Source organism: Klebsiella sp. ME-303 (assembly GCF_007910085.1).
GTDB classification, from domain to species: Bacteria; Pseudomonadota; Gammaproteobacteria; order Enterobacterales; family Enterobacteriaceae; genus Klebsiella; species Klebsiella michiganensis.
The window spans coordinates 28,981-55,117 of the sequence record NZ_VOJB01000057.1 but is presented as its reverse complement, the minus strand read 5'-3'; the positions used below and the strand labels follow the sequence as shown (position 1 = coordinate 55,117).

25 protein-coding genes are annotated in these 26,137 nt (G+C 60.1%); 18 read left to right on the top strand and 7 right to left on the bottom strand.

The genetic code is table 11. The features are described from left to right. From sufB to FQK12_RS03620, 6 genes are all read left to right on the top strand, one after another. On the top strand, window positions 1-1,488 hold the full coding sequence (gene sufB, locus FQK12_RS03645; protein ID WP_014229711.1) for a Fe-S cluster assembly protein SufB: 1,488 nt from the start codon (window positions 1-3) through the stop codon (window positions 1,486-1,488). 16 nt (window positions 1,489-1,504) lie between these two features. Then, window positions 1,505-2,251, top strand: coding sequence for a Fe-S cluster assembly ATPase SufC (gene sufC, locus FQK12_RS03640; protein WP_004851743.1), 747 nt, complete (start codon window positions 1,505-1,507; stop codon window positions 2,249-2,251). Continuing rightward, window positions 2,226-3,500 (top strand): Fe-S cluster assembly protein SufD, encoded by a 1,275-nt coding sequence (gene sufD, locus FQK12_RS03635; RefSeq protein WP_014229710.1) that lies wholly within the window; start codon window positions 2,226-2,228, stop codon window positions 3,498-3,500. The genes sufC and sufD overlap by 26 nt, the downstream gene beginning before the upstream one ends. After that, window positions 3,497-4,717: a cysteine desulfurase SufS gene (gene sufS, locus FQK12_RS03630; RefSeq protein WP_014229709.1), complete on the top strand. Its 1,221-nt coding sequence runs from the start codon at window positions 3,497-3,499 to the stop codon at window positions 4,715-4,717. The genes sufD and sufS overlap by 4 nt, the downstream gene beginning before the upstream one ends. Window positions 4,718-4,728: 11 nt before the next feature. Further along, window positions 4,729-5,145, top strand: coding sequence for a cysteine desulfuration protein SufE (gene sufE, locus FQK12_RS03625; RefSeq protein WP_004851737.1), 417 nt, complete (start codon window positions 4,729-4,731; stop codon window positions 5,143-5,145). A 101-nt stretch (window positions 5,146-5,246) separates the two neighbouring features. Further along, a complete protein-coding gene (locus FQK12_RS03620; protein WP_004851735.1) occupies window positions 5,247-6,233 on the top strand; it encodes a L,D-transpeptidase family protein in 987 nt (328 codons plus the stop codon). Window positions 6,234-6,297: 64 nt separating this feature from the next. On the opposite strand, the gene lpp is transcribed toward FQK12_RS03620, so the two are convergent. Further along, window positions 6,298-6,534, bottom strand: coding sequence for a murein lipoprotein Lpp (gene lpp / locus FQK12_RS03615; RefSeq protein ID WP_003029373.1), 237 nt, complete (start codon window positions 6,532-6,534; stop codon window positions 6,298-6,300). 312 nt (window positions 6,535-6,846) lie between these two features. After that, window positions 6,847-8,259 (bottom strand): pyruvate kinase PykF, encoded by a 1,413-nt coding sequence (gene pykF / locus FQK12_RS03610; RefSeq protein WP_004119183.1) that lies wholly within the window; start codon window positions 8,257-8,259, stop codon window positions 6,847-6,849. 509 nt (window positions 8,260-8,768) lie between these two features. On the opposite strand from pykF, the gene fumD reads away from it, so the two are divergent. Then, window positions 8,769-8,981, top strand: coding sequence for a fumarate hydratase FumD (fumD, locus tag FQK12_RS03600; RefSeq protein WP_004851729.1), 213 nt, complete (start codon window positions 8,769-8,771; stop codon window positions 8,979-8,981). 26 nt (window positions 8,982-9,007) lie between these two features. Here fumD and FQK12_RS03595 read toward each other — a convergent pair whose 3' ends face one another. Next, window positions 9,008-9,646, bottom strand: a complete 639-nt coding sequence (locus tag FQK12_RS03595) for a TetR/AcrR family transcriptional regulator (protein WP_014229708.1) — start codon at window positions 9,644-9,646, stop codon at window positions 9,008-9,010. Window positions 9,647-9,772: 126 nt separating this feature from the next. Here FQK12_RS03595 and FQK12_RS03590 point away from each other — a divergent pair, with 126 nt between their 5' ends. The 4 genes from FQK12_RS03590 to FQK12_RS03575 all read left to right on the top strand — a co-directional run bounded on the left by FQK12_RS03590 (window position 9,773) and on the right by FQK12_RS03575 (window position 14,693). After that, window positions 9,773-11,626, top strand: a complete 1,854-nt coding sequence (locus tag FQK12_RS03590; RefSeq protein ID WP_014229707.1) for a bifunctional sugar phosphate isomerase/epimerase/4-hydroxyphenylpyruvate dioxygenase family protein — start codon at window positions 9,773-9,775, stop codon at window positions 11,624-11,626. Window positions 11,627-11,705: 79 nt separating this feature from the next. Beyond that, the gene (locus FQK12_RS03585; RefSeq protein WP_014229706.1) at window positions 11,706-13,025 is read left to right on the top strand and encodes an MFS transporter; all 1,320 of its coding nucleotides are present in this window, start codon (window positions 11,706-11,708) and stop codon (window positions 13,023-13,025) included. 31 nt (window positions 13,026-13,056) lie between these two features. Further along, entirely contained in the window at window positions 13,057-13,893 is an 837-nt protein-coding gene (locus tag FQK12_RS03580) for a shikimate dehydrogenase family protein (RefSeq protein ID WP_014229705.1), read from the top strand. Between the two features lie 59 nt (window positions 13,894-13,952). Next, window positions 13,953-14,693: a substrate-binding domain-containing protein gene (locus tag FQK12_RS03575; protein WP_014229704.1), complete on the top strand. Its 741-nt coding sequence runs from the start codon at window positions 13,953-13,955 to the stop codon at window positions 14,691-14,693. Here the strand turns inward: FQK12_RS03575 and FQK12_RS03570 are convergent. The 4 genes from FQK12_RS03570 to FQK12_RS03555 form a co-directional block, all read right to left on the bottom strand. Next, window positions 14,677-15,426: an ABC transporter ATP-binding protein gene (locus FQK12_RS03570; protein WP_014229703.1), complete on the bottom strand. Its 750-nt coding sequence runs from the start codon at window positions 15,424-15,426 to the stop codon at window positions 14,677-14,679. The genes FQK12_RS03575 and FQK12_RS03570 overlap by 17 nt on opposite strands. Next, the gene (locus FQK12_RS03565) at window positions 15,426-16,430 is read right to left on the bottom strand and encodes a FecCD family ABC transporter permease (RefSeq protein WP_014229702.1); all 1,005 of its coding nucleotides are present in this window, start codon (window positions 16,428-16,430) and stop codon (window positions 15,426-15,428) included. Before FQK12_RS03565 ends, FQK12_RS03570 begins: the two co-directional genes overlap by 1 nt. Further along, entirely contained in the window at window positions 16,423-17,481 is a 1,059-nt protein-coding gene (locus FQK12_RS03560; protein ID WP_014229701.1) for an ABC transporter substrate-binding protein, read from the bottom strand. Before FQK12_RS03560 ends, FQK12_RS03565 begins: the two co-directional genes overlap by 8 nt. 97 nt (window positions 17,482-17,578) lie before the next feature. Further along, window positions 17,579-18,385, bottom strand: a complete 807-nt coding sequence (locus tag FQK12_RS03555) for a DNA-binding transcriptional regulator (protein ID WP_004851713.1) — start codon at window positions 18,383-18,385, stop codon at window positions 17,579-17,581. Between the two features lie 190 nt (window positions 18,386-18,575). Between FQK12_RS03555 and FQK12_RS03550 the strand changes: the two genes are divergently transcribed. The 7 genes from FQK12_RS03550 (at window position 18,576) to mhpT (ending at window position 26,113) form a co-directional block, all read left to right on the top strand. Beyond that, the gene (locus FQK12_RS03550) at window positions 18,576-20,240 is read left to right on the top strand and encodes a bifunctional 3-(3-hydroxy-phenyl)propionate/3-hydroxycinnamic acid hydroxylase (RefSeq protein ID WP_014229699.1); all 1,665 of its coding nucleotides are present in this window, start codon (window positions 18,576-18,578) and stop codon (window positions 20,238-20,240) included. 1 nt (window position 20,241) lies between these two features. Beyond that, a complete protein-coding gene (gene mhpB / locus FQK12_RS03545) occupies window positions 20,242-21,186 on the top strand; it encodes a 2,3-dihydroxyphenylpropionate/2,3-dihydroxicinnamic acid 1,2-dioxygenase (protein WP_004851708.1) in 945 nt (314 codons plus the stop codon). Between the two features lie 17 nt (window positions 21,187-21,203). Continuing rightward, complete coding sequence (gene mhpC, locus FQK12_RS03540; protein WP_014229698.1) at window positions 21,204-22,070, top strand: 2-hydroxy-6-oxonona-2,4-dienedioate hydrolase; 867 nt, start codon at window positions 21,204-21,206, stop codon at window positions 22,068-22,070. Window positions 22,071-22,079: 9 nt separating this feature from the next. Further along, on the top strand, window positions 22,080-22,886 hold the full coding sequence (gene mhpD / locus FQK12_RS03535; protein WP_014229697.1) for a 2-keto-4-pentenoate hydratase: 807 nt from the start codon (window positions 22,080-22,082) through the stop codon (window positions 22,884-22,886). Continuing rightward, entirely contained in the window at window positions 22,879-23,829 is a 951-nt protein-coding gene (mhpF, locus tag FQK12_RS03530) for an acetaldehyde dehydrogenase (protein ID WP_014229696.1), read from the top strand. The genes mhpD and mhpF overlap by 8 nt, the downstream gene beginning before the upstream one ends. After that, complete coding sequence (gene mhpE, locus FQK12_RS03525) at window positions 23,826-24,842, top strand: 4-hydroxy-2-oxovalerate aldolase (protein WP_014229695.1); 1,017 nt, start codon at window positions 23,826-23,828, stop codon at window positions 24,840-24,842. Before mhpF ends, mhpE begins: the two co-directional genes overlap by 4 nt. Before the next feature lie 74 nt (window positions 24,843-24,916). Continuing rightward, the gene (gene mhpT / locus FQK12_RS03520) at window positions 24,917-26,113 is read left to right on the top strand and encodes a 3-(3-hydroxy-phenyl)propionate transporter MhpT (protein WP_014229694.1); all 1,197 of its coding nucleotides are present in this window, start codon (window positions 24,917-24,919) and stop codon (window positions 26,111-26,113) included. Window positions 26,114-26,137 lie beyond the last annotated feature (24 nt).

The window sequence follows — 26,137 nt, the reverse complement described above, 5'->3', positions numbered from 1 at the left end:
ATGTCTCGTAATACTGAAGCAACTGACGATGTCAAAACCTGGAGCGGCGGGCCACTCAACTATAAAGAGGGCTTTTTCACTCAGCTACGGACCGATGAGCTGGCGAAAGGCATAAATGAAGAGGTGGTCAGGGCGATTTCTGCGCGCCGCAATGAGCCAGAATGGATGCTGGAGTTTCGTCTGAACGCGTTTAAGGCCTGGCAGGCGATGGAAGAGCCGCACTGGCTGAAGGCGCACTACGACAAGCTGAACTATCAGGATTACAGCTATTATTCAGCGCCCTCCTGCGGCAACTGCGATGACGCCTGCGCCTCTGAGCCCGGCGCGCTGCAGCAAACGGGGTCCAGCGCGTTTCTGACCAGCGAAGTCGAAGAGGCGTTTAACCTTCTCGGCGTGCCGGTGCGGGAAGGACGGGAAGTGGCCGTCGACGCCATTTTTGACTCGGTTTCGGTGGCGACCACCTATCGCGAAAAGCTGGCGGAACAGGGGATTATTTTCTGTTCCTTCGGCGAAGCGATCCACGATCACCCGGAACTGGTGAAGAAATACCTCGGCACCGTGGTGCCGGGCAACGACAACTTCTTTGCCGCCCTCAACGCGGCGGTGGCGTCCGACGGCACCTTTATCTATGTGCCCAAAGGCGTACGCTGCCCGATGGAGCTGTCGACCTATTTCCGCATCAACGCGGAAAAAACCGGCCAGTTCGAACGCACCATTCTGGTCGCCGACGAAGGCAGCTACGTGAGCTATATCGAAGGCTGTTCGGCGCCGGTACGCGATAGCTACCAGCTGCACGCGGCGGTGGTCGAGGTGATTATTCATAAAGACGCCGAGGTGAAGTACTCCACGGTGCAAAACTGGTTCCCCGGCGACAACAATACCGGCGGGATCCTCAACTTCGTCACCAAGCGCGCCCTGTGCGAAGGCGAGAACAGCAAAATGTCGTGGACCCAGTCGGAAACCGGCTCGGCGATCACCTGGAAGTATCCGAGCTGCATTCTGCGCGGGGATAACTCCATCGGCGAGTTCTTCTCGGTGGCGCTGACCAGCGGCCATCAGCAGGCGGACACCGGCACCAAGATGATCCATATCGGCAAAAACACCCGTTCGACGATTATCTCGAAGGGCATTTCCGCCGGCCACAGCCAGAACAGCTATCGCGGTCTGGTCAAAATCATGCCGACGGCGACCAACGCGCGCAACTTCACCCAGTGTGACTCCATGCTGATTGGCCCGGACAGCGGGGCGCATACCTTCCCGTACGTGGAATGCCGCAACAACAGCGCGCAGCTGGAGCACGAAGCGACCACCTCCCGTATCGGCGAAGATCAGCTGTTCTACTGCCTGCAGCGCGGAATCAGCGAAGACGATGCGATTTCGATGATCGTCAACGGTTTCTGTAAAGACGTCTTCTCAGAGCTGCCGCTGGAGTTTGCCGTAGAAGCGCAAAAATTACTGGCAATTAGCCTTGAACACAGCGTCGGCTGATAACAAAGGAAATAAGATGTTAAGTATAAAAAATTTGCAGGTCGCCGTTGAAGACAAAGCGATCCTGCGCGGGCTGGATCTGGAGGTTCGCCCCGGCGAAGTGCACGCCATTATGGGCCCGAACGGCTCCGGGAAAAGTACGCTCTCCGCTACGCTGGCCGGGCGTGAAGACTATGAAGTGACCGGCGGCAGCGTGGCGTTTAAAGGCAAAGATTTACTGGAACTCTCCCCTGAAGATCGCGCCGGTGAAGGCATCTTCATGGCCTTCCAGTATCCGGTGGAAATTCCCGGCGTCAGCAATCAGTTTTTCCTGCAAACCGCGCTCAACGCCGTGCGCAGCTATCGTGGCCAGGAACAGCTTGACCGTTTTGACTTCCAGGACCTGATGGAAGACAAAATAAAGCTGCTGAAGATGCCGGAAGATCTGCTGACCCGCTCGGTTAACGTAGGCTTCTCCGGCGGCGAGAAAAAGCGCAACGATATCCTGCAGATGGCGGTGCTGGAACCGGAGCTGTGCATCCTGGACGAGTCCGATTCCGGGCTGGATATCGACGCGCTGAAGATTGTCTCTGACGGCGTCAACTCCCTGCGCGATGGCAAGCGCTCGTTTATTATCGTCACCCACTATCAGCGCATTCTCGATTATATCAAGCCGGATTACGTCCACGTGCTGTACCAGGGGCGAATCGTCAAATCCGGCGATTTTACTCTGGTCAAACAACTGGAGGAGCAGGGCTATGGCTGGCTTACCGAACAGCAGTAACGCGCTGCAGCAGTGGCACCATCTGTTTGAGTCCCAAAGCGGGCAGCGCAGCCCGCAGGCGCATCAGCACCTGCAACAGCTGCTGCGCCTGGGGTTGCCAACGCGTAAACACGAAAACTGGAAATATACCCCGCTGGACGCGCTACTGAATCAGACCTTTGTCGCCGCTCAGCCGCAGACGCTGACGGCGGCCCGGCGCGACGAACTGGCGCTACCGGTAGAGGCATGGCGGCTGGTGTTTGTCGACGGTCAGTTTAGCGCGAGCCTGAGCGACGATCTGGCCGCCAGCGGCTATGAAGTGCAGGTGGATAACGAGCGTCAGCAGCTGCCTGACGCCGTTCAGCCTGAAGTGTTTCTGCATTTGACCGAAAGCCTGGCGACCACCGTTACCCATATTCGGGTCAGGCGCAACCAGCGCCCGGATAAACCGCTGCTGATTATGCACCTGACGCGCGGGCTGGCGAGCGATGAAATGAACACCGCCCACTATCGCCACCATCTGGCGCTGGAGAGCGGCGCTCAGGCGACCATCATCGAACACTATCTGAGCCTTAACGATGAGCGCCACTTTACCGGCGCAAGGCTGACGATGACCGTGGCGGATAACGCCCACCTGCAGCATATCAAGCTGGCGTTTGAGAACGCGCAAAGCTACCATTTTGCCCATAACGACCTGGCGCTCGGGCGCGACGCCTCCGCTTTCAGCAGCAGTTTTCTGCTCGGTAGTTCGGTGCTGCGCCACCACACCAGCACGCAGCTGAAGGGGGAAAACAGCACCCTGCGGATTAACTCGCTGGCGATGCCGGTCAACGGCGAAGTCTGCGACAGTCGCACCTGGCTCGATCATCAGGTCGGGTACTGTAACAGCCGCCAGCTGCATAAAACCATCGTCAACGATAAAGGGCGGGCGGTGTTTAATGGCCTGATTAACGTCGCGCAGCATGCGATCAAAACCGACGGCCAGATGACCAACAACAACCTGCTGCTGGGCCGCTTATCCGAAGTGGATACCAAACCGCAGCTGGAGATTTACGCTGACGACGTGAAGTGCAGCCACGGCGCGACCATCGGGCGTATTGATGACGAACAGCTGTTTTATCTGCGCTCGCGCGGCATTACGCAGCAGGCGGCTCAGCAGATGATTCTTTACGCCTTTGCCGCCGAGCTCACGGAAGCGATCGACGATGAGGCGCTCAGGCAGCAGATACTGGCGCGTATAGGCCAGCGTTTGCCGGGAGGTAAGGCATGACATTTTCTGTGGAACGCGTGCGCGCGGATTTCCCGCTTCTCAATCGCGAGGTTAATGGCCAGCCGCTGGCCTACCTCGACAGCGCCGCCAGCGCGCAGAAGCCGGAAGCGGTGATTAACGCTGAGGCGGAATTTTACCGCCACGGCTATGCGGCGGTGCATCGCGGCATTCATACCCTCAGCGCGGAAGCCACGGCGAGCATGGAGCAGGTGCGCCAGCGGGCGGCGACATTCCTCAACGCCCGCTCGGCGGAGGAACTGGTGTTTGTTCGCGGCACCACGGAAGGCATTAACCTCGTGGCGAACAGCTGGGGAAACGCCAACGTCGGCGCGGGCGACAACATCATCGTCAGCGCGATGGAGCATCACGCCAATATCGTGCCGTGGCAGATGCTGTGCGCCAGAGTGGGGGCGCAGCTGCGGGTGATCCCGCTGAACCAGGACGGTACGCTGCAGCTGGATGCGATCCCCGGCCTGTTTGACGAGCGTACCCGCCTGCTGGCCATTACCCAGGTATCGAACGTGCTGGGAACCGAAAATCCCATCGCCGCTCTGACGGCGTTGGCCCATCAGCACGGCGCCAAAGTGCTGGTGGACGGCGCGCAGGCGGTGATGCACCATCCGGTGGACGTGCAGGCGCTGGAGTGCGACTTTTACGCCTTCTCCGCCCACAAGCTGTACGGTCCCACCGGCATCGGCGTGCTCTACGTCAAGCAGGACATTTTGCAGGAGATGGCGCCGTGGGAAGGGGGCGGGTCGATGATCGCCACGGTCAGCCTGACGGAAGGCACGACCTGGGCAAAAGCGCCGTGGCGCTTCGAGGCGGGAACGCCGAATACCGGCGGCATCATCGGGCTGGGCGCGGCGCTGGATTACGTCAGCGCGCTGGGGCTGACGCACATCGCGGAATATGAACAGACCCTGATGCGCTACGCGCTGCAGGCGCTGGAGAGCGTGGCGGATTTAACCCTTTACGGCCCGCCAGATCGCCTGGGGGCGATCGCCTTTAATCTCGGCAAACATCATGCTTATGATGTCGGCAGCTTCCTCGATAACTACGGTATTGCGGTGCGGACCGGGCACCACTGCGCCATGCCGCTGATGGCGTTCTACGGCGTGCCGGCCATGTGCCGGGCATCGCTGGCGATGTACAATACGACGGAGGAGGTGGACCGACTGGTGGCGGGGCTACAGCGGATCCACAAATTATTAAGCTAAAGGAAGCAACTATGGCGGCGTTACCGGACAGAGACAAACTGCTGCGCAACTTTAGCCGTTGTGCGAACTGGGAAGAGAAGTATCTCTATATTATTGAACTGGGTCAGCGCCTGGCGCCGCTGAGCCCGGAGGAACACACCGCGCAGAACATCATTCAGGGCTGCCAGAGCCAGGTGTGGATCGTGATGACGCAGGAGCAGAGCGGCGCGATTGCGCTTCGCGGCGACAGCGATGCGGCCATCGTCAAAGGCCTTATCGCGGTGGTGTTTATCCTCTATGACCAGATGACGGCCAAAGATATCACCGCGTTTGACGTGCGTCCGTGGTTTGAAAAAATGGCCCTGACGCAGCACCTTACCCCCTCGCGGTCGCAAGGACTGGAAGCCATGATCCGCGCAATTCGCGCGAAAGCAGCAAATCTTAGCTAGAATAAAACAGTAGATTTCATTCTGTTATGCACGACGGGAGGCTCGCCTCCCGTCGTGCATAACAGGCCTGGCGTTTTATCAGCGAAAGAAGGAATCTCAGTATGAAACGCGCTTCTCTTATCACCATTGCCCTTCTGAGCGCCCTCAGCGCGTCCCACGCCGCCTGGGCCGTTGATTACCCCCTTCCTCCTGCCAACAGTCGTCTGATTGGTGAGAACCAGTTCTGGACGGTACAGGAGGGTGACCGCAACCTGCAGGCGATTGCCCGTCGTTTTGATACGGCGGCGATGCTGATCCTTGAAGCGAACGATACCATTGCGCCGGTGCAGCCTAAACCGGGTACTCAGGTGCTGATACCTTCGCAGATGCTGCTGCCGGACGTGCCGCGCGAGGGCATCGTCGTCAACCTGGCCGAGCTGCGCCTGTACTACTTCCCGCCGGGCGTCAATCAGGTGCAGGTCTATCCCCTGGGGATTGGTCAGCAGGGGCTGGAGACGCCGGAGATGACGACCCGCATAGGGCAGAAAATCCCGAACCCTACCTGGACGCCGACGGCGGGCATCCGCGCCCGTTCGCTGGAGAAGGGGATTAAACTGCCGCCGGTCGTGCCCGCAGGGCCGAATAACCCGCTAGGCCGCTATGCGCTCCGTCTGGCGTACGGTAACGGTGAATATCTGATTCATGGCACCAGCGCGCCGGACAGCGTGGGTCTGCGCGTCAGCTCCGGCTGTATGCGCATGAACGCGGCGGATATCCAGTCTTTATTCAATCAGGTGAAAAGCGGGACGCCGGTACGGATTATCAACCAGCCGGTCAAGTTCGCCGTGGAGCCGGACGGTAAGCGCTATGTTGAAGTTCATCGCCCGTTGACGCCGGATGAGGCCAGCAATGCGCAGACCATGGCCTATACGCTTCCGGCGGAGTTTCATCAATTCTCGGGGGATAAAGCGGTTGATGAGGCGCAGCTTAAACGCGCGCTGACCCGGCGGGCAGGATATCCGGTGGTGGTATCGGCTAGCGGAAGCACCGCGTCGAGCCTGTCGGTACAGAATAATACGCCGGTAGATGAAGCGAAAAGGGTGCAGTAGGCGGGAAAAGGTAAGGCAAAAAAAATGGCGCACAATGTGCGCCATTTTTATTACACAGATACTATTACTTGCGGTATTTAGTAGCTGCGTTGTCCAGACGCTGGTTAGCGCGAGCTGCGTCATCTTTAGCAGCCTGAACGTCGGAACGCATTGCGTTCACGTCGTTGCTCAGCTGGTCAACTTTAGCGTTCAGAGTCTGAACGTCAGAAGACAGCTGATCGATTTTAGCATTGCTGGAGCAACCAGCCAGCAGAGTAGAACCCAGGATTACCGCGCCCAGTACCAGTTTAGTACGATTCATTATTAATACCCTCTAGATTGAGTTAATCTCCATGTAGCGTTACAAGTATTACACAAACTTTTTTGTGATGAGAATATTTTTTTACCTGAATGCACTTATTTTTGATCGTTCGCTCAAAGAAGCATCGAAATCATCACGTAACTTTAAAAAGGCGAGTGAAAACAGCGCGCTTCCATCGGATTCATCTTAGATAATCTCGCATTAAATAGTAAATTCCGATTTGCATTTTTATTAATAGCGGCTAGTGCCAGAATAAAAAAAAGCGCCCCGAAGAGGCGCTTTTAAAGGAAATACTAATTAACCTGTAAATTATTACAGCACGTGCACGGAAGCGGTATTGGTGGTTCCGCTCGGGACTAACGCGCCGGAGACCATAACAACCACGTCGCCTTTACGCGCCAGGCCGCTCTGCAGCGCCAGCTCTTTACCCTGGATATAGAAGGCATCGGTAGAAGAGATATCTTCAACCAGCTGCGCCACAACGCCTTTGCTCAGCACCAGCTGACGCGCGGTCGTTTCATTGGTGGTCAGCGCCAGGATGGTGGCATCCGGGAAGTATTTACGTACGGCGCGCGCGGATTTACCGCCCTGGGTTGCCACAACGATCAGCGGCGCTTCCAGTTTTTCAGCCGTTTCAACCGCACCGCGGCAAACCGCTTCGGTGATGCGCAGCTTACGGTTGTCGTTGTTGTATTCAAGACGGCTGGTCATCACGCGGTCGGTACGTTCGCAGATGGTCGCCATGATGGTGACCGCTTCCAGCGGGTATTTACCTTTTGCGGATTCGCCGGACAGCATAACTGCGTCGGTGCCGTCGAGGATGGCGTTAGCCACGTCGCCTGCTTCCGCACGGGTCGGACGCGGGTTTTTGATCATAGAATCCAGCATCTGAGTCGCGGTGATAACGACTTTACGCGCGCGGATACATTTTTCGATCATCATCTTCTGCGCGAAGATCACTTCTTCAACCGGGATTTCAACGCCCAGGTCGCCACGCGCAACCATGATGCCGTCAGAGGCTTCGAGGATCTCGTCGAAGTTGTTCAGGCCTTCCTGGTTTTCAATTTTGGAGATGATCTGGATCTTCTCGCCGCCGTGGGCTTTCAGGTGCTCGCGGATTTCAACGACGTCAGAACGCTTACGGATAAAGGAGGCCGCAACAAAGTCAACGCCCTGTTCGCAACCAAAGATCAGGTCCTGCTTGTCTTTTTCGGCCAGCGCCGGCAGAGCGATAGACACGCCCGGCAGGTTAACGCCTTTGTTCTCGCCAAGGTCGCCGTTGTTCAGCACTTTACAAACAACTTTGTTGCCTTCGATAGCGGTGACTTCCATACCGATCAGACCATCGTCAACCAGTACGGTGTTGCCGACGCTCAGGTCGCTGGTGAAACCTTCATAGGTCACCGCAACGATTTCGTTATTACCGACAACGGATTTGTCGGTGGTGAAGGTAAAGGTCTGGCCCGCTTTCAGAGAAACGTCGTTGCCGCCTTCCAGCTTAATGGTACGGATTTCCGGACCTTTGGTATCCAGAAGGATTGCCGCTTTCTTACCGGTTTTACTCATCACATTGCGCAGGTTCTGGATGCGCTGACCGTGTTCCGCGTAGTCACCGTGAGAGAAGTTCAGACGCATAACGTTCATGCCAGCGTCCAGCATTTTGGTCAACATCTCTTCGGATTCGGTTTTCGGACCGATGGTGCAAACAATTTTGGTCTTTTTCATGACAGTTTAATCTTTAAGTTGTGAAGGATAGGGATGGGGAATCTGACTCCGTGGGCGCACTGCCGCAGAGTTAAACCTGTATTACGAAAGCTGCTATGCCACGCTCTAAGGATAGGTGACAACAAAAGAGCGTGCAGAAGAATGTGTGCTGGCGGTTCAGCCCATGAAAAGAGGCAACGTGTTATGCGTTTAGTCATGCAATCCAATGCGCTGAAACCATTCAATAAGAATTTGTTGGGCATTATACGTTGCCAAATCCAAAAAAGAAAATGAAAACCATGTTTCATTTCTATAGTTATATACTTAACAAAATGCAAACTAATCCTACGCTTATGCGCAACACATTTTTTCATCACCTGACAAGATAAAGAGGGCGGAAACGCGGGTTTATTCACAAGTTTGCCAGGGAAAAGCGGTCTCTGAGGCACAAACGCGGAGCTGGTTTGATTTACTCAGGAAATATATCAATAATGATTTGATTGATAATGAAAAATTGAGAGTGAAATAGAATGGGAAACACAGCCAAAGATGAGGCGCTGTATCAGGAAATGTGCCGCGTAGTGGGCAAAGTCGTGCTGGAGATGCGCGACCTGGGTCAGGAGCCAAAGCATATCGTTATCGCCGGCGTGGTGCGTACCGCCCTGGCGAACCCGAAAATCAAACGTTCCGCGCTGACGCAGGAAGCGATGGAGAAGGTGGTCCATGCGCTTTCCGGAAACTAGCCGCCGCCGGGCGCTTCCCGCGCGCTTCAGGAAATCACAAAGCGAATAACCGCCTTGACGGCAATATCGCAGTGATGGGCGACCATCGCTTCATCATCAATAGCCGGCATCGGATCGTCCAGGTAGAGGCTGCTGAACGTATAAAAGTTTGATACCTGGTAGAAGCTAAAGCTGCTGATTAATCGATGCACATCGCGCGCTTCCAGCCCTGCCTGAAACACCCCTTGCTGCTGCCCGCGCTGAAGAATATCTTCCAGGATCGACAGGGCGGTGCGGTTCAGCGGTTTCAGCTGACCTGAACTTTTCAGCCATTTCCCGCGCTGCATGTTTTCCATACAGATCACCCGCATATAGTCAGCGTGCGTGGCGTGATAGCGCACGCTCCACTTCACCAGCTGCACCAGCGCCTCTACCGGCGGTACGTTTTCCAGCCCGAGCTGCTGCTCGGTTTCGCGGATCCTCGCGTAGACGTGCTGCAGCACGGCCTGATAAAGCAGCTCTTTGGTCTTGAAGTAGTAGACCACCATGCGTTTGGTGGTCTGCGCTTCGGTGGCGATTTGCTCCATCCGCGCGCCTGACAGTCCATGCTCGGCGAAAACGGTAATGGCGGCGGCGAAGATCCGCTCTTTCAGAGACTGCGCTTCATCATGAGCAACGACGGACATAACGGCTCCTTTTCTTGAGATGCAAAAAATACACATATTGATCACAATTTTGCAACCAATCATGGCGCATTTGAACCAAATGATACATATTCAGGTCACTAAGTCAGCTAATGACCCGAGGACTCTATGTTGCGTTCCATCGCCACCGTCTCGATCTCCGGTACCTTACCCGAAAAGCTCCATGCCATCGCAGCGGCGGGCTATCAGGGCGTCGAAATCTTCGAAAACGATCTGCTCTATTATACCGGTACGCCGGCCGATATCCGCCACCTGGCGGCAGATTTAGGGCTAAAAATCACGCTTTTTCAACCATTTCGTGATTTTGAAGGCGCCAGCCGAGCCCAGTTTGCCGCCAACATGGAACGCGCCAGGCGCAAATTTGCGCTTATGCACGAGCTGGGCTGCGACACCCTGCTGCTGTGCAGCAACGTTCAGCCGGACTGTTCCGCCGACGTCGAGCTGCAGGTCGCCGACTTACGCGCCCTTGCTGCGCTGGCGGAGCAGGAACACATCACGATTGGCTACGAGGCGCTGGCCTGGGGCACCCACGTCAACCGCTGGCATCAGGCGTGGGCGCGGGTCAAAAGCGTCGATAGCCCGGCGCTGGGCATCGTGCTCGACAGTTTCCACGTGCTGGCGCGCGGCGATACGCTGGCGCAGCTGGCGGACGTGCCGCTGGAAAAAATCACCTTTGTACAGATGGCCGACGCGCCGCTGATGAAAATGGATATCCTCGAATGGAGCCGTCACTTCCGCTGTTTTCCCGGCCAGGGGCAGCTGCCCCTGGTGGAGTTTGCCTGCGATCTTACCCGCCGCGGCTACTGCGGCCCCTGGTCGCTGGAGATCTTTAACGACAGCTTCCGCGCATCGCCCAACGGCGCGACGGCGAAAGATGGCTATCGCGCGCTGCTGTGGCTGGAAGAGCAGGTCCGTCAGCGGCTGCCGGAAAGCCGGGCGCCGCTGTTTTCCTCCGCTGAACTGCCCCTCTACGCCGGGCTGGAGTTTATCGAGTTTGCCGCCACGCCGGCGCAGGCGGGCGAACTCGGACACAGGCTGACGCAGCTCGGCTTTGCCGAAGAGGGGACGCATCGCTCAAAACGCGTCGCCCTCTGGCGCAACGGCGGGGCGAGGGTGGTGGTTAACGCCCAGCCGCATAGCTGGGCCGATCATTTTCACCAGCGTCACGGGGTTTCCCTCTGCGCCATGGCGCTGCGCGTCAGCCAGAGCGCGGCGATCGTGGAACGCGCCCGCGCCTTAGGCTACGCCACCTGGCAGGGCGATGCCGGGCCGAACGAAAGCCCCATCCCGGCGGTTTGCGCCCCGGACGGCAGCCTTATTTATCTGATTGAGATGGGGGACGATATCTACACCCGCGATTTTCATCTGCGCGCGAACGTCACGCCGCGCAACGATTATCGGGGTATCGATCATCTGGCCCTCGGCATGGAAGCGGACAGCCGCGATAACTGGATCATCTTTTTCCGCACCGTATTCGGCTTTACGCTCGAACATGAGCAGACCCTGCCCGATCCTTACGGGCTGGTGCGTAGCCTGGCGGTGCGCAGTCCGCAGGGCGACATTCGTCTCGCGCTCAATATTTCGCAAAGCCGCGCCACGCAAATTGCCCGTTCGGTAGCCTGTTATCAGGGAGCAGGTTTACAGCACGCGGCGTTTGCCTGCCACGATTTACCCTCCACGCTCGCCAGCCTGGCACCGGTTGCGGTCAACGCGCTGCCGATCCCGGCGAACTACTATGAAGATCTGTTGGCCCGTTTTGGCGAGGATGTTCAGGTCAACCTGTTGAAGAATAATGAAATTCTTTACGATCGTGACGGAAGCGGCGGTGAATTCCTGCACCTTTATACCCGCCCGTTTTCTGCCGGACGCTTTTTCTTTGAACTGACCGAGCGGCGCAACGGTTACGCACTTTATGGTGCTGTAAATGCAGCTGTACGCTTGTCAGCAATGCAGTACACCTAGTAATGTAGCAAATGGTTCACAACCCAACGTCGCAAACACAATAACAACATCCGGCTGTACCCTATGACAGGAAACGACTATGAACTCTTATAGCCATAATCACACGACGGCGGCCGCCGCGTCCGGCGCGCGGCCTTCCCGGCGGCGTATCGGTATCCTTGCGCTGCTGGCGGTCGGCACCATGATCAACTATCTCGACCGCACGGTGCTGGGGATTGCCGCGCCGCAGCTGACCGCAGAGCTGGGTATTGATGCCGCGATGATGGGCATCGTATTCTCCGCCTTTGCCTGGACCTACGCGCTGGCGCAGATCCCCGGCGGCATCTTTCTTGACCGCTTCGGTAATAAAGTCACCTATTTTCTGGCGCTGACCCTGTGGTCGCTATTCACCCTGTTCCACGGCCTGGCGGTCGGCCTGAAAACCCTGCTGCTGTGCCGTTTTGGCCTCGGCGTCAGCGAAGCCCCCTGTTTCCCGGTGAACAGCCGGGTGGTGAGCGCCTGGTTCCCGCAGCAGGAGCGCGCCAAGGCGACGGCGATCTATACCGTCGGCGAATATCTCGGGCTGGCCTGTTTTGCGCCGCTGCTGTTCTGGATAATGGGCAGCTTTGGCTGGCGCGCGCTGTTTATTAGCGTCGGCGCCGCCGGCGTGATGTTCGCGCTGGTGTGGTGGCGCTGCTATCGCGAGCCGCATGAGGATAAACACCTCAATCAGCTGGAGCGCGAGCACATCGTCAACGGCGGCGGAATGTCCACCGGCGCAGAGCAGCATACCGCCTTTAGCTGGCCGCTGATCCGCCAGCTGCTGGCGAAACGGCAGATTCTCGGCGCCAGCATCGGGCAGTTTGCCGGTAATACGGTGCTGGTCTTCTTCCTGACCTGGTTTCCAACCTATCTGGCCACCGAGCGCCATATGCCGTGGATTAAGGTCGGCTTCTTCGCCATCATGCCGTTTCTGGCGGCGGCGGGCGGCGTGATGTTCGGCGGCTGGGTCTCCGATAAGCTGCTGAAGGCCACCGGCTCGGCGAACCTCGGGCGTAAGCTGCCGATCATTGCCGGTCTGCTAATGGCGAGCACCATTATCTCCGCCAACTGGCTGACCAGCGATCTGGCAGTGATTCTGGTGATGTCGTTCGCCTTTTTTGGTCAGGGGATGGTCGGGCTGGGCTGGACGTTGATCTCCGACATCGCGCCGAAAGGCCTTGGCGGTCTGACCGGCGGCCTGTTTAACTTCTGCGCTAACCTCGCCGGGATCCTGACGCCGCTGATTATCGGTTTCATTGTTGCCGCCTCCGGCAACTTCTTTTACGCGCTGATTTATATCGGCGGCGCAGCGCTGCTGGGCGTGGCGGCTTATGTCTTTATCCTGGGCGATGTCAAGCGTATCGAACTTTCGCAGTAACGTGATGCAGTCGTTGTTAAAGGAGCAGGGAATGGTGATTAGTGGAAATACGCGGCTGATAGCGCATCTTGGCTATCCGACCGCGAAATTTAAAGCGCCGATGATTTACAACCCGTGGTTGGCTCATCAGCAGGTTGACGCCAAAGTGGTGCCGATGGGCGTCAAGCCTGAGGATTACGCCGCCTTTGTGCCGATGCTGTTTAAGATGACCAATATTATTGGCGCGCTGGTCACCATGCCGCACAAAATCGCCACCTGCGGGCTGGTGCAGCATCTTAGCCCAACGGCGGCGATAGCGGGCGCCTGTAACGCGATTCGTCCCGAAGCCGACGGCACGCTGAGCGGCGATATGTTTGACGGCGAAGGCTTTGTCCTCGGTATCACGCGTAAAGGTTTCGAGACGCGAGGGGCGCGGGCGCTGGTGGTGGGCAGCGGCGGCGTCGGCTCGGCCATTGCCGCATCGCTGGCGGCGGCGGGCGTCAGCGCCCTGACGCTGTACGATATCTGTTCGCAGACGGCGGAAGCGCTGGCCGGGCGTCTGCTTGAGCACTATCCTCGGCTGGACATTACGCTGATGCAGCGCGATCCGCAGGGGCACGATCTGGTGGTCAACGCCACGCCGCTGGGGATGAAAGAGGGCGATCCGCTGCCGCTGGACCCGCAGCGCCTGACGCCGGGCACCTTTGTCGGCGAAGTGGTTATGGCCCAGGAGTTCACTCCGCTACTGCAGGCGGCGCAGGCGGCGGGCTGCCCCATTCAGCGCGGCACCGACATGCTGTTTGAAATGATCCCGGCCTATCTGCGCTTCTTTAACCTGCCGGTGGCGACGCCGGAACAGCTGCGCGAACTGGCGGAAATTCGCTACTGAAATGACCTGAACCTGCGTTATTATAGCGCTGTATTTATGACTATATAGCGATGGTTCTTATGACTCCCTCCCTAACGCTGCTGGCGGCGGGAAGCCTGAAAAGCGCTTTCATTCCGCTGCTGGCGCGCTTTCAGCAACAGACCGGCATCCCGGTCGAGGTCCATTTTGGTCCGGCAGGGCTGCTGCGCGAGCGCATTGAGGGCGGAGAGCCGTGCTCGGTGTTCGCCTCGGCCAATAGCCAACATCCGCAGGCGCTGCGTCAGGCCGGGCTGGCCGGGGCGTGCTATCTGTTCGCCCGGAATCAGCTGATGCTGACCGCCCGCCACGGCGCAACAACCGAGACGCGGGAGTGGCTGGCGCTGCTCAGCGACCCGGACCTACGCCTGGCAACCTCAACGCCGGGCTGCGACCCTTCAGGCGACTACACCTGGCAGCTTTTCTCCCACATTGAAGAGCGCTGTCCCGGCGTCGGCGCCGCCATCATGGCGCGCGCGCGGCCGCTGGTAGGCGGCCGAGACTCGCTGCCGGTGCCGGCGGGAGAAATCGCCGGGGCGTGGCTGATCCGTGAAAACTTAACCGATCTGTTTATCGGCTATGCGCACTACGCCGCGCAGATGGCGGCGTGCAGCGATCTGCGCACGCTGCTTATTCCGCCGGCGTGGAATGTTCGCTGCGACTACCTGCTGGCGCAGATTGAACAGAGCGCCGGGGCGCAGCGGCTGTGCCGCTTTATCCTCGGCGCGGAGGGGCAGCGCTTACTGAAAGACGCCGGTTTTTTGCCTATCAGCGACGAATCGTAAACTGGGGAGCCAGCAGCGGCAGCGCCGACCCGGGGGGATGGACTTTGCGTACCGCTAAACCATACGCGCGCTGAAGATTCGCTTCCGTCAGCACGGCGGCTGATTCTCCCGCCAGCCATTCACCGTCGGGCAGCAGCAGCAAGGTCTGGTTCGCCACCTGCAGGGCGTGGGTCGGATCGTGCGTGGTAAACAGCACCGTGCGCTTCTGGCGATGGGCCAGGTCGCTGATGAGCTGCAGCACCAGCTGCTGGTTGGCCAGATCCAGCGCCGAGCAGGGTTCATCCAGCAGGATATTCTGGCTGGCGCCCACCAGCGCCCTGGCGATAAGCACCAGCTGCTGCTGGCCGCCGGACAGCGCGCAAAACACCTTGTCGGCCAGCGCCGCGATCCCCAGCTGCGCCAGCGCCTTCTGCACCTCACGTTCGTCTTCCGCTGTTGGCTGAGCGAACAGATTAACGTGGCGCGCCCGTCCCATCAGCACCACGTCGCGCACCTGCCAGCCAAAAGCCGGGCGAAAATGCTGCGGCACGATGGCGAGACCGCCCGCGCAGGTAAACCCACCGCCGATCGGCGTCAGTACCCCGGTCAGGGTATCGAGCAGAGTGCTTTTGCCGCGGCCGTTAGCGCCGAGTACCGCCCAGATATCGCCGGAACGGCACTGCAGGTTCAGCGGTGCGAACAGCGGTCGGCTGTGGCCGTAGAGCAGGTCGCTTAACTGTAGGGAAAGGGTCATCAGCGCGCGCCTGTGCGTCGCGACTGCACCAGCAGCCAGGTGAACAGCGGCGCGCCAAGCAGCGCGGTGATGATTCCAATGGGGATTTCGGCCTGGATCAGCGTGCGGGCGAGGTCATCGACGACGATCATAAAACCGCCGCCGAGCCAGAAGGCGGTAGGGAGAAGACGCCGGTGATCGGCGCCGGCCAGCAGCCGCGCCAGATGCGGGATCACCAGCCCGACCCACGCGATGCTGCCGCTGACCGCCACCTGAGCGGCGACCAGCACCGCGCAGCACACCAGCACCCCGCGACGCAGCCCGGTCACCGCAACCCCCAGACCGCGGGCATCTTTCTCCTCCAGCGCCAGCAGGTTAATGCGCCAGCGGAGCTTAAACAGCACCATCGCGGCGCAGGCTACCGGTAGCGCCATCAGCAGGACTTTGTGCCAGCTGGCGGTGGCGAAGCTGCCGAGTAGCCAGAAAACAATATTCGGCAGCGTCTCTTCGCTATCGGCCAGGTACTGCATCAGGCTCACCAGGGCGGCAAAAAAGCCGCTGAGGATAATGCCTGAGAGGATCAGCACCAGGGTGCTTTCGCGCCCCTGCAGCGCGGCTATCAGATAGACCAGCATCAGCGCGGCAAGGCCGAAGAGAAAGGTCGAGGCCATCATCAGCGCGGCGTTCAGCCCCAGCAGAATCGCCAGCGTCCCGCCGAAGGCGGAACCGGAGGTGACGCCGATGATATGCGGGTCCACCAGCGGATTCTGGAATACGCCCTGTAAGGTGGCCCCGCATAGCCCCAGCGCGCCGCCGGCCAGCAGCGCCATCACGATCCTCGGCAGCCGCACCGACCACACCACCTGGCCGGCGACGCCGTCGAGGGGAGAAAGATGCGCTAGCTGGCGAAAAACTTCCGCCAGGCTTAACGGATACTGCCCGAGGCAGAGTGAAGCGATTGCAATCACGATCGTCACCAGCGCGAGGGTACATTGCAGCAGGGCCGGATGACGATGACTACGCATCCGGCGTCCACTTCACGCGGTAGAAACGCTGATAGTACTCCCGCGCCTTCGCCTCGACATCGACGCTGTTATAGCGTGAGGGGTAGAGTTTTTTCGCCATCCACAGCTCGCCGATCGCCAGCGCCTCCGGCATCGGGTAGCCCCAGGCCTTGGCGTATTCCGGCATCAGCCACACGCGGTGATTTTTGACCGCGTCAATGCTCTGCCACTGCGGGTCGTTTTGTATCTGTTTGACCACCTCCGGGTAGCGGTCCTGTACGAAAATCACCTGCGGATCCCACTGCAGCACCTGCTCCAGCGAGACCTGGCGCGCGCCCTTTACGCTGGCGGCGGCAACGTTCAGCGCCCCGGCGTGCTTCATCATCAGGCCGGTATATTTGCCCGAGCCGTAGGTGTTGAGGTCCGGATTGGCCATATATACCCGCACCCGCTCGTTTTCCGGGATATCGGCAACCGGCGCGTTAGCCAGCCTGCGCGCGCTGAAGGTGTATTGAATCAGCGCTTCGGCCTGAGCCTGACGGCCGACCACTTCGCCAATCAGGCGGATCCCCTGTTTCAGCCCCTCGTTATAGGCCTGCTCTTCATCGGCCATCGTCGGGTTCATTTTGTTTTTCTCACCCGCGGCATCCTGGCGCAGAGAGACCGCCACCACCGGGATCCCGGCGCCCTGGATCTGCTGGATCATCGCCTGCGGCGCGTAGTTGGCAACGAACACCACCTGGGGATGCAGCGCCAGCAGGCTCTCGATATTGACCTGCGTCAGATCGCCCGGCATCGGTAGTGTCTCAATAGCCGGCATAAAGCGCGCAAACTGCGGGCCAAGCTGCTTTTTCCAGCTGCTCATGACGCCGACGACGTCGTCAGCGGCGTTAAGCTGCACCAGCAGGTTTAAGGTCTGATGCTGGAGCACCACGGCGCGGGTGACGTGGTCGGGGAGGGTGACTTCACGACCCAGCTGGTCGGTGAGGGTGCGGTCGGCAAAGGCCTGACCGGCAAACAGGCTGGCGCTTAACAGCGCCATAGCAAAGAAAACGCGCGGATGTCTGGACATGATGGGCTCAGCGGCAAAGGAAGAATCGCTGTATATTAAAATATATAACGAAGCCGGGCGCAATGGCTGGCGGGCGATTTACCCCCTATGGACAAGGTTATTGGTAAAACACCTCTTCATCGGACATCCGTTCTTCTATGCGGGTAGCGACCTTCTGCAGCGAGGCGAGATACTTTTGCGCCGCCTGGTCAATGGTCATGGCTTTAGCCATATAGACCAGGTTCAGGCAGCCGATAACCCGCTGCTGGCGGCGAATGGGGACGGCAATGGAAGCGATTTTCTCCTCCTGCTGCCAGCCGCGAAAGTTTTCGCCGTAGCCGTTTTGCCGGGTGCGTTCGAGGATGGCGGCCAGCTTTTCCGGCTCGCGCGCCAGCTGATACTCCGCTTCCGGCCGGGCGGCCAGCATCTCAACAATCGGGCTTCGTTCGTGTTCCGGCGCGAAGGCCAGCCAGGTTAATCCCGAAGCGGTCAGCAGCAGCGGCAGGCGGCGGCCGACCATCGCCCGGTGGAAGGAGAGGCGGCTGAAGCGGTGGGTGGTTTCGCGCACCACCATCGCATCGACGTCCAGGGTGGTGATGTCGGTCGGCCATAAAACCTCGCGCAGCAGTTCGCCAAGCAGCGGCGTGGCGAGGGCAGAAATCCAATGTTCGTCACGAAATCCTTCACTTAACTGACGCACTTTAATCGTCAGGCGAAAGCTGTCATCGGAGCGGCTGCGGCGCACGTAACCCTCGTCCTGTAGCGTTTCCAGCAGCCGCCTGACGGTCGTGCGATGCAGGCCGCTAAACTCGGCCAGGGTGCCGACCGTCGCGCCTCCGTCGAATTTATTTAACAAATTTAATAACAATAATCCGCGGCTCAATCCGCGCACCGTTTTGTAATCTGCCGAAGCGTTTTCGTTCATGCGTCCTCTATAAAAATCATTATAAACAATCATGTGCACCTGGTGCACATCCGGTAATGTTTTGATTGTAGCGCAAATCACTGACCCTATACTGACCTCACAATAAAAATAAATTCACATTTATTTAACAAGTCGCCCTGCTGAAGGTTGTGCGGTGACGGCAATTTGTCCGAAGCGTGAGGTTTTGAAAATGACAACATCCAATCCTGATATTCAACCCGCGGTACAGCACAGCGCGCAGGTCGCTATTGCCGGCGCCGGTCCGGTTGGCCTGACCATCGCCAACTACCTCGGGCAGATGGGCGTCAGCGTCGTGCTGATTGAGAAGCTCGAGTCGCTGATCGATTATCCCCGCGCCATCGGTATCGACGATGAGGCGCTGCGGGCGATGCAGGCGGTGGGGCTGGTCGACAACGTGCTGCCGCATACTACGCCGTGGCACGCGATGCGCTTTCTCACCCCGAAAGGGCGCTGCTTTGCCGATATTCAGCCGATGACCGACGAGTTTGGCTGGTCGCGCCGCAATGCGTTTATTCAGCCGCAGGTGGACGCGGTGCTGTATGACGGCCTCAGCCGTTTCCCCCACGTGCGCTGCCTGTTTTCCCGCGAAGTAGAGGCCTTTAGCCAGAATAGTGACGGTGTCACCCTGAACCTCAAAGGCAGCGACGGCGAGCGGGAAACCGTGCGCGCCGACTGGCTGGTGGCCTGCGACGGCGGAGCCAGCTTCATTCGTCGTGCGCTGAATATTCCCTTCGAAGGCAAAACCGCGCCGAATCAATGGATTGTTATTGATATCGCCAACGATCCGCTGGCGACGCCGCACGTCTACCTGTGCTGCGACCCGGTGCGCCCGTACGTCTCCGCCGCGCTGCCGCACGGGGTACGGCGTTTCGAATTTATGGTCATGCCCGGAGAAACCGAAGCCCAGCTCAGCGAGCCGCGCAAGATGCGCCAGCTATTGAGCAAGGTGCTGCCGGACCCGGATAACGTCGAGCTGATTCGCCAGCGCGTCTACACCCACAACGCGCGCATCGCCGAACGCTTTCGCGTCGATCGCGTACTGCTGGCGGGCGACGCGGCGCACATCATGCCGGTGTGGCAGGGGCAGGGCTACAACAGCGGTATGCGCGACGCCTTTAACCTGGCCTGGAAGCTGGCGCTGGTGGTGAACGGCAAAGCCGGAGAGGCGCTGCTGGACAGCTACCAGCAGGAGCGGCGCGATCACGCCAAAGCGATGATCGACCTGTCGGTCACCGCCGGCAACGTCCTGGCGCCGCCGAAACGCTGGCACGGCGCGGTGCGCGACGGCGTTTCGTGGCTGCTCAACTATCTGCCGCCGGTTAAACGCTACTTCCTTGAAATGCGTTTCAAGCCGATGCCGCAGTATCGCGACGGCGCGCTGCTGGCGGAAGGCGAAAGCAAAACGTCCCCGGTCGGCAAAATGTTTATCCAGCCGAAGGTGACGCTGGAAAACGGGCAGGTGACGCTGCTCGATGAGGTGATTGGCGCCAGATTCGCCATTATCGCCTGGGGCTGTAATCCGCAGTGGGGGCTCAACGATGAGCAAATTGCCCGCTGGCGCGCGGTCGGGGTGCGCTTTATCCAGGTGGTGCCGGAGGTGCAGATTCATTGCGATCAGGACAACGTGCCCGGCGTTATCCGCGTCGGCGATACGCAAAACCGCCTGAAAAGCTGGTTCGCGCAGCACGATACCGCCATTGCCGTGGTGCGTCCGGACCGCTTCGTCGCCACCGTGGCCATCCCGCAAACCCTGAGCAAAAAGCTCGACGCGCTGGCGAGCAAGATGCAGCTGGCTTCCGCGCAGGCGGCAACCACGATTGAACAGGTGGCCTGATATGAACGCATATCTTCATTGCCTCTCCCATACCCCGCTGGTGGGCTATGTTGACCCGGAACAGGCGGTGCTGGACGAAGTGAACGGCACCATCGCCGACGCGCGGGCGCGCATTGCCGCCTTCGACCCGGAGCTGGTGGTGCTGTTTGCTCCCGATCACTACAACGGCTTTTTCTACGATGTGATGCCGCCGTTCTGTTTAGGCATCGGGGCGACCGCTATCGGCGACTTCAGCAGCGCCAGCGGCGTTCTGCCGGTGCCGACGGCGCTGGCGGAGGCCTGCGCCCACGCGGTGATGAAAGAGGGCATCGATCTGGCGGTCTCCTACTGCATGCAGGTGGATCACGGCTTTGCGCAACCGCTGGAGTTCCTGCTCGGCGGGCTGGATACCCTGCCGGTTCTGCCGGTGTTTATCAACGGCGTGGCGTCGCCGCTGCCGGGCTTTCAGCGCACCCGCATGCTGGGCGAAGCCATTGGCCGCTTCCTGACCACCCTCAATAAACGGGTATTAATCCTCGGCTCCGGCGGCCTGTCGCATCAGCCGCCGGTACCGGAGCTGGCGAAGGCCGATGCCCATATGCGCGACCGGCTGCTGGGCAGCGGCAGGCAGCTGCCGCCGGACGAGCGTGAACTGCGCCAGCAGCGGGTCATCAGCGCGGCGAAGCAGTTTATCGAGGACCAGAACTCGCTCTATCCGCTCAACCCCGTCTGGGATACCCGCTTTATGAGCCTGCTGGAGCAGGGGCGGCTGGCGGAGCTGGATGCCGTCAGTAACGAAGAGCTGTCGGCAATGGCCGGGAAATCGACGCACGAAATTAAAACCTGGGTGGCCGCCTTTGCCGCGCTATCCGCATTTGGCCGCTGGCGCTGCGAAGGCCGCTATTACCGACCAATCCCCGAGTGGATTGCCGGATTTGGCTCGCTGAGCGCCGCCGCGCAGAACTGAATTAACGGGAGTATATGATGAGCTACCAACCGCAAACTGAAGCCGCCACCAGCCGTTTCCTCAGCGTGGAAGAGGGCGGAGAAACATTACGCATCCATTTTAATGACTGCGGCGAGGGCGACGAAACCGTGGTCCTGCTGCACGGCTCTGGCCCCGGGGCTACCGGCTGGGCCAACTTTAGCCGCAATATCGACCCGCTGGTCGAGGCGGGCTACCGGGTCATTCTGCTGGACTGCCCCGGCTGGGGAAAAAGCGATTCTATCGTCAACCGCGGCTCCCGTTCCGACCTGAACGCCAGGGTGCTGAAAAGCGTGATTGACCAGCTGGATATCAGCAAAGTGCATCTGCTGGGCAATTCGATGGGCGGACACAGCGCGGTGGCCTTTACCCTCAGCTGGCCGGAGCGCGTCGGCAAACTGGTGCTGATGGGCGGCGGAACCGGCGGCATGAGCCTGTTTACGCCGATGCCGACGGAAGGCATCAAGCTGCTGAACGGCCTGTACCGTGAGCCGACCATCGAAAACCTGAAAAAGATGATGAACATCTTTGTCTTCGATACCCGCGATTTGACCGACGCGCTGTTTGAAGCGCGCCTCAATAATATGCTGTCGCGCCGGGAGCATCTGGATAATTTCGTCCAAAGCCTGGAAGCCAACCCGAAGCAGTTCCCGGATTTTAGCCCGCGTCTCGGCGAAATCCGCGCGCAGACCCTGATCGTCTGGGGGCGTAACGATCGCTTTGTACCGATGGACGCCGGGCTGCGCCTGCTGGCGGGCATTAACGGTTCCGAACTGCATATCTATCGCGACTGCGGCCACTGGGCGCAGTGGGAGCACGCGGAGAGCTTTAACCAGCTGGTGCTCGATTTTCTGGCGCGTACCTGAGGAGTGCTGATGACAACCTTATCTCTTGAACAACTGGCGCAGCGTCTGCGTGAGGCGGAAAGCCGCGGCCAGGCGATTGAACCGCTGCGCGATGCGCTCGGCGTTGACAACGCGGAAGCGGCCTACGCCATCCAGCGGATGAACGTGCAGCACCACGTGGCGAACGGCCGCCGGGTGGCGGGACGCAAGGTGGGGCTGACCCATCCTAAAGTGCAGCAGCAGCTGGGCGTTGACCAGCCGGACTTCGGCACCCTTTTTGCCGACATGTGCTACGGCGATAACGCCGATGTGCCGTTCTCCCGGGTGCTGCAGCCGAAAGTGGAGGCCGAAATCGCCCTGGTGCTGAAACGCGATCTGCCGCATGCCGATACCACCTTTGATGAACTGTACGCCGCCATCGACTGGGTGCTTCCCGCGCTGGAGGTGGTCGGCAGCCGTATTCGCGACTGGTCGATTGGCTTTGTCGATACGGTCGCCGATAACGCCTCCTGCGGCGTTTACGTGCTGGGTAGCCCGGCGCGGCGCCCGGATGGGCTGGATCTGAAAAACTGCGCGATGTGCATGACCCGTAACGAGGAAGAGGTCTCCAGCGGGCGCGGCAGCGAATGTCTTGGCCATCCGCTGAACGCGGCGGTGTGGCTGGCGCGCAAAATGGCCAGCCTCGGCGAGCCGCTGCGGGCGGGGGATATCGTGCTGACCGGGGCGTTAGGCCCGATGGTGGCGATTACCGCCGGCGATCGTTTTGCCGCCCATATCGACGGTTTAGGTTCAGTGGCGGCGACCTTTGTCGCCAAAGAGGAAGAGAGTGATGAGTAAACGTAAAGTCGCCATTATCGGCTCCGGCAATATCGGCACCGATTTAATGATCAAAATTCTGCGCCACGGGCAGCACCTGGAGATGGCGGTAATGGTCGGCATCGACCCTGAGTCCGACGGCCTGGCCCGCGCCCGGCGCATGGGCGTCGCCACCACGCACGAGGGCGTTGGCGGCCTGATGCAGATGGCGGAATTCGCCGATATCGATGTGGTTTTTGACGCCACCAGCGCCGGAGCGCACGTGAAAAACGACGCCGCGCTGCGGGAAGCCAGGCCGGGGATCCGGGTGATCGACCTGACCCCGGCGGCCATCGGCCCGTACTGCGTGCCGGTGGTCAATCTCGAGGCCAATCTGGCCGAAGGCAACGTCAATATGGTGACCTGCGGCGGCCAGGCCACCATCCCGATGGTGGCGGCGGTCTCCCGGGTGGCAAAAGTGCACTATGCGGAGATCATCGCCTCGATTGCCAGCAAATCCGCCGGGCCGGGGACGCGCGCCAACATTGATGAATTTACCGAAACCACCTCGCAGGCCATTGAGAAAGTGGGCGGCGCGGCGAAAGGCAAAGCGATTATCGTGCTGAATCCGGCGGAGCCGCCGCTGATGATGCGCGACACCGTTTATGTCCTGAGCGAAGCGGCATCGCAGCAGGCGATTGCCGCGTCGATCGCCGAGATGGCGGCGGCGGTACAGGCCTACGTGCCGGGATATCGCCTGAAGCAGCAGGTGCAGTTTGAGGTCATCCCGGAAGATAAACCGGTAAACCTGCCGGGCGTCGGCCGCTTCTCCGGCCTGAAAACGGCGGTTTATCTCGAGGTCGAAGGGGCGGCGCACTATCTGCCAGCCTACGCGGGTAACCTCGATATTATGACGTCGGCGGCGCTGGCGACGGCGGAAAAAATGGCCCAGGCGATGAACGACGCGGCGGGAGAAGCAGCATGAACGGCAAAAAACTCTATATCTCAGACGTGACCCTGCGCGACGGGATGCACGCGATTCGTCATCAATACTCGCTCGACAATGTGCGCCAGATTGCCCGGGCGCTGGATTGCGCGGGCGTCGATTCGATAGAGGTGGCCCACGGCGACGGTCTGCAGGGTTCCAGCTTTAACTACGGCTTCGGCGCGTACAGCGACCTGCAGTGGATTGAGGCGGCGGCGGAGTCGGTCAGCCAGACGAAGATCGCCACTTTATTGCTACCCGGCATTGGCACCCTGCACGACCTGAAAAACGCGTATCAGGCCGGGGCTCGGGTGGTGCGCGTGGCGACCCACTGCACCGAGGCGGATGTTTCCGCGCAGCATATCGCCTTCGCCCGCGAGCTGGGCATGGACACCGTCGGCTTCCTGATGATGAGCCATATGACCTCCCCGGAACAGCTGGCGCAGCAGGCGCTGAAGATGGAATCCTACGGCGCCACCTGTATTTACGTGGTGGATTCCGGCGGGGCGATGAACATGAACGATATTCGCGATCGCTTCCGCGCCCTCAAGGCGGTGCTGAAGCCGGAAACCGCCACCGGGATGCACGCGCATCATAACCTCAGTCTCGGCGTGGCCAACTCCATCGCCGCGGTGGAAGAGGGCTGCGACCGTATCGATGCCAGCCTGGCGGGGATGGGGGCCGGGGCGGGCAACGCGCCGCTGGAGGTGTTTATCGCCGCCGCCGATAAGCTCGGCTGGAATCACGGTACCGATCTGTATGCTCTGATGAACGCCGCCGATGAGCTGGTGCGCCCGCTGCAGGATCGCCCGGTGCGGGTTGACCGCGAAACGCTGGCGCTGGGCTATGCCGGGGTTTACTCCAGCTTTCTGCGCCACAGCGAAGCGGCCGCCGGGCGCTACGGCCTGAGCGCGGTGGATATCCTCGTCGAGCTCGGCAAGCGGCGGATGGTGGGCGGTCAGGAAGATATGATCGTCGACGTCGCGCTGGATCTGCTTAACCGCAGCAAATAAAAGCAACGCGCGGCTGGCAACGTATCAGCCGCCATTCACCTGCTCCGCTTGTCCGGATATCGCAAAGGTACCCTATGACCCAAACAACGACTGCAAGCAATTCGCGCCTGATGTTAACCGTCGGGCTCTGTTTTATGGTGGCCCTGATGGAAGGGCTGGATCTGCAGGCGGCAGGCATCGCCGCCGTAGGCATGGCGCAGGCGTTCGCGCTGGATAAAATGCAGATGGGCTGGATTTTCAGCGTCGGGATCCTCGGCCTGCTGCCCGGCGCGCTGGTGGGCGGCATGCTGGCGGATCGCTATGGCCGCAAGCGAATTCTGCTGGGCTCGGTGCTGCTCTTTGGCCTGTTCTCAATCGCTACTGCGCTGGCGTGGAATTATCCCACGCTGCTGCTGGCCCGGCTGCTGACCGGCGTCGGCCTGGGCGCGGCGCTGCCGAATCTGATTGCCTTAACCTCCGAGGCCGCCGGCCCCCGCTTTCGCGGCAGGGCGGTCAGCCTGATGTACTGCGGCGTCCCCATCGGCGCGGCGCTGGCGGCGGCGCTGGGCTTTTTCGGCCTTGCCGCGGCCTGGCAAACGGTGTTCTGGATCGGCGGTATCGTTCCGCTGCTGCTGGTGCCGCTGCTGCTGCGCTGGCTGCCGGAATCGCCGGTGTTTCAGCGCAGCGCGCGGGGCGTGCCGCTGCGCACGCTCCTCGCGCCGGGCAACGCTACCGCCACGCTGCTGCTGTGGCTGTGCTATTTTTTCACGCTGCTGGTGGTCTATATGCTGATCAACTGGCTGCCGATGCTGTTAGTCGGCCAGGGGTTCAGCCCCAGCGAGGCGGCGGGAGTGATGTTTGTTCTGCAGTTTGGCGCCGCCTGCGGCACGCTGCTGCTGGGGGCGCTGATGGATAAGCTCAGCCCGCTGTGGATGTCGCTGCTGATCTATACCGGCATGCTGGCGTCGCTGCTGGCGCTGGGGACCGCGTCCTCGCTGACCGCAATGCTCTTCTCCGGCTTTGTCGCCGGACTGTTTGCCACTGGCGGCCAGAGCGTGCTTTACGCGCTGGCTCCGCTGTTCTATCGCACCGAAATCCGCGCCACCGGCGTGGGGACGGCGGTGGCGATTGGCCGCCTCGGCGCGATGAGCGGTCCGCTGCTGGCGGGCAAAATGCTGGCGCTGGGCACCGGCACCGTCGGGGTGATGGCTGCGTCCGCTCCCGGCATTCTGCTGGCGGGCGCGGCGGTGTTCTGGCTGATGAGCCGACAAAAGCGCACGGCGCTGGCCTGAGCATTTTCGCTGATTCCCGGGGGC

Excerpts from the sequence above, each read along its gene's own strand:
- sufB (WP_014229711.1), top strand. The coding sequence starts at position 1 with ATGTCTCGTAATACTGAAGCAACTGACGATGTCAAAACCTGGAGCGGC.
- sufC (WP_004851743.1), top strand. The coding sequence starts at position 1,505 with ATGTTAAGTATAAAAAATTTGCAGGTCGCCGTTGAAGACAAAGCGATC.
- sufD (WP_014229710.1), top strand. The coding sequence starts at position 2,226 with ATGGCTGGCTTACCGAACAGCAGTAACGCGCTGCAGCAGTGGCACCAT.
- sufS (WP_014229709.1), top strand. The coding sequence starts at position 3,497 with ATGACATTTTCTGTGGAACGCGTGCGCGCGGATTTCCCGCTTCTCAAT.
- sufE (WP_004851737.1), top strand. The coding sequence starts at position 4,729 with ATGGCGGCGTTACCGGACAGAGACAAACTGCTGCGCAACTTTAGCCGT.
- FQK12_RS03620 (WP_004851735.1), top strand. The coding sequence starts at position 5,247 with ATGAAACGCGCTTCTCTTATCACCATTGCCCTTCTGAGCGCCCTCAGC.
- lpp (WP_003029373.1), bottom strand. The coding sequence starts at position 6,534 with ATGAATCGTACTAAACTGGTACTGGGCGCGGTAATCCTGGGTTCTACT.
- pykF (WP_004119183.1), bottom strand. The coding sequence starts at position 8,259 with ATGAAAAAGACCAAAATTGTTTGCACCATCGGTCCGAAAACCGAATCC.
- fumD (WP_004851729.1), top strand. The coding sequence starts at position 8,769 with ATGGGAAACACAGCCAAAGATGAGGCGCTGTATCAGGAAATGTGCCGC.
- FQK12_RS03595 (WP_014229708.1), bottom strand. The coding sequence starts at position 9,646 with ATGTCCGTCGTTGCTCATGATGAAGCGCAGTCTCTGAAAGAGCGGATC.
- FQK12_RS03590 (WP_014229707.1), top strand. The coding sequence starts at position 9,773 with ATGTTGCGTTCCATCGCCACCGTCTCGATCTCCGGTACCTTACCCGAA.
- FQK12_RS03585 (WP_014229706.1), top strand. The coding sequence starts at position 11,706 with ATGAACTCTTATAGCCATAATCACACGACGGCGGCCGCCGCGTCCGGC.
- FQK12_RS03580 (WP_014229705.1), top strand. The coding sequence starts at position 13,057 with ATGGTGATTAGTGGAAATACGCGGCTGATAGCGCATCTTGGCTATCCG.
- FQK12_RS03575 (WP_014229704.1), top strand. The coding sequence starts at position 13,953 with ATGACTCCCTCCCTAACGCTGCTGGCGGCGGGAAGCCTGAAAAGCGCT.
- FQK12_RS03570 (WP_014229703.1), bottom strand. The coding sequence starts at position 15,426 with ATGACCCTTTCCCTACAGTTAAGCGACCTGCTCTACGGCCACAGCCGA.
- FQK12_RS03565 (WP_014229702.1), bottom strand. The coding sequence starts at position 16,430 with ATGCGTAGTCATCGTCATCCGGCCCTGCTGCAATGTACCCTCGCGCTG.
- FQK12_RS03560 (WP_014229701.1), bottom strand. The coding sequence starts at position 17,481 with ATGTCCAGACATCCGCGCGTTTTCTTTGCTATGGCGCTGTTAAGCGCC.
- FQK12_RS03555 (WP_004851713.1), bottom strand. The coding sequence starts at position 18,385 with ATGAACGAAAACGCTTCGGCAGATTACAAAACGGTGCGCGGATTGAGC.
- FQK12_RS03550 (WP_014229699.1), top strand. The coding sequence starts at position 18,576 with ATGACAACATCCAATCCTGATATTCAACCCGCGGTACAGCACAGCGCG.
- mhpB (WP_004851708.1), top strand. The coding sequence starts at position 20,242 with ATGAACGCATATCTTCATTGCCTCTCCCATACCCCGCTGGTGGGCTAT.
- mhpC (WP_014229698.1), top strand. The coding sequence starts at position 21,204 with ATGAGCTACCAACCGCAAACTGAAGCCGCCACCAGCCGTTTCCTCAGC.
- mhpD (WP_014229697.1), top strand. The coding sequence starts at position 22,080 with ATGACAACCTTATCTCTTGAACAACTGGCGCAGCGTCTGCGTGAGGCG.
- mhpF (WP_014229696.1), top strand. The coding sequence starts at position 22,879 with ATGAGTAAACGTAAAGTCGCCATTATCGGCTCCGGCAATATCGGCACC.
- mhpE (WP_014229695.1), top strand. The coding sequence starts at position 23,826 with ATGAACGGCAAAAAACTCTATATCTCAGACGTGACCCTGCGCGACGGG.
- mhpT (WP_014229694.1), top strand. The coding sequence starts at position 24,917 with ATGACCCAAACAACGACTGCAAGCAATTCGCGCCTGATGTTAACCGTC.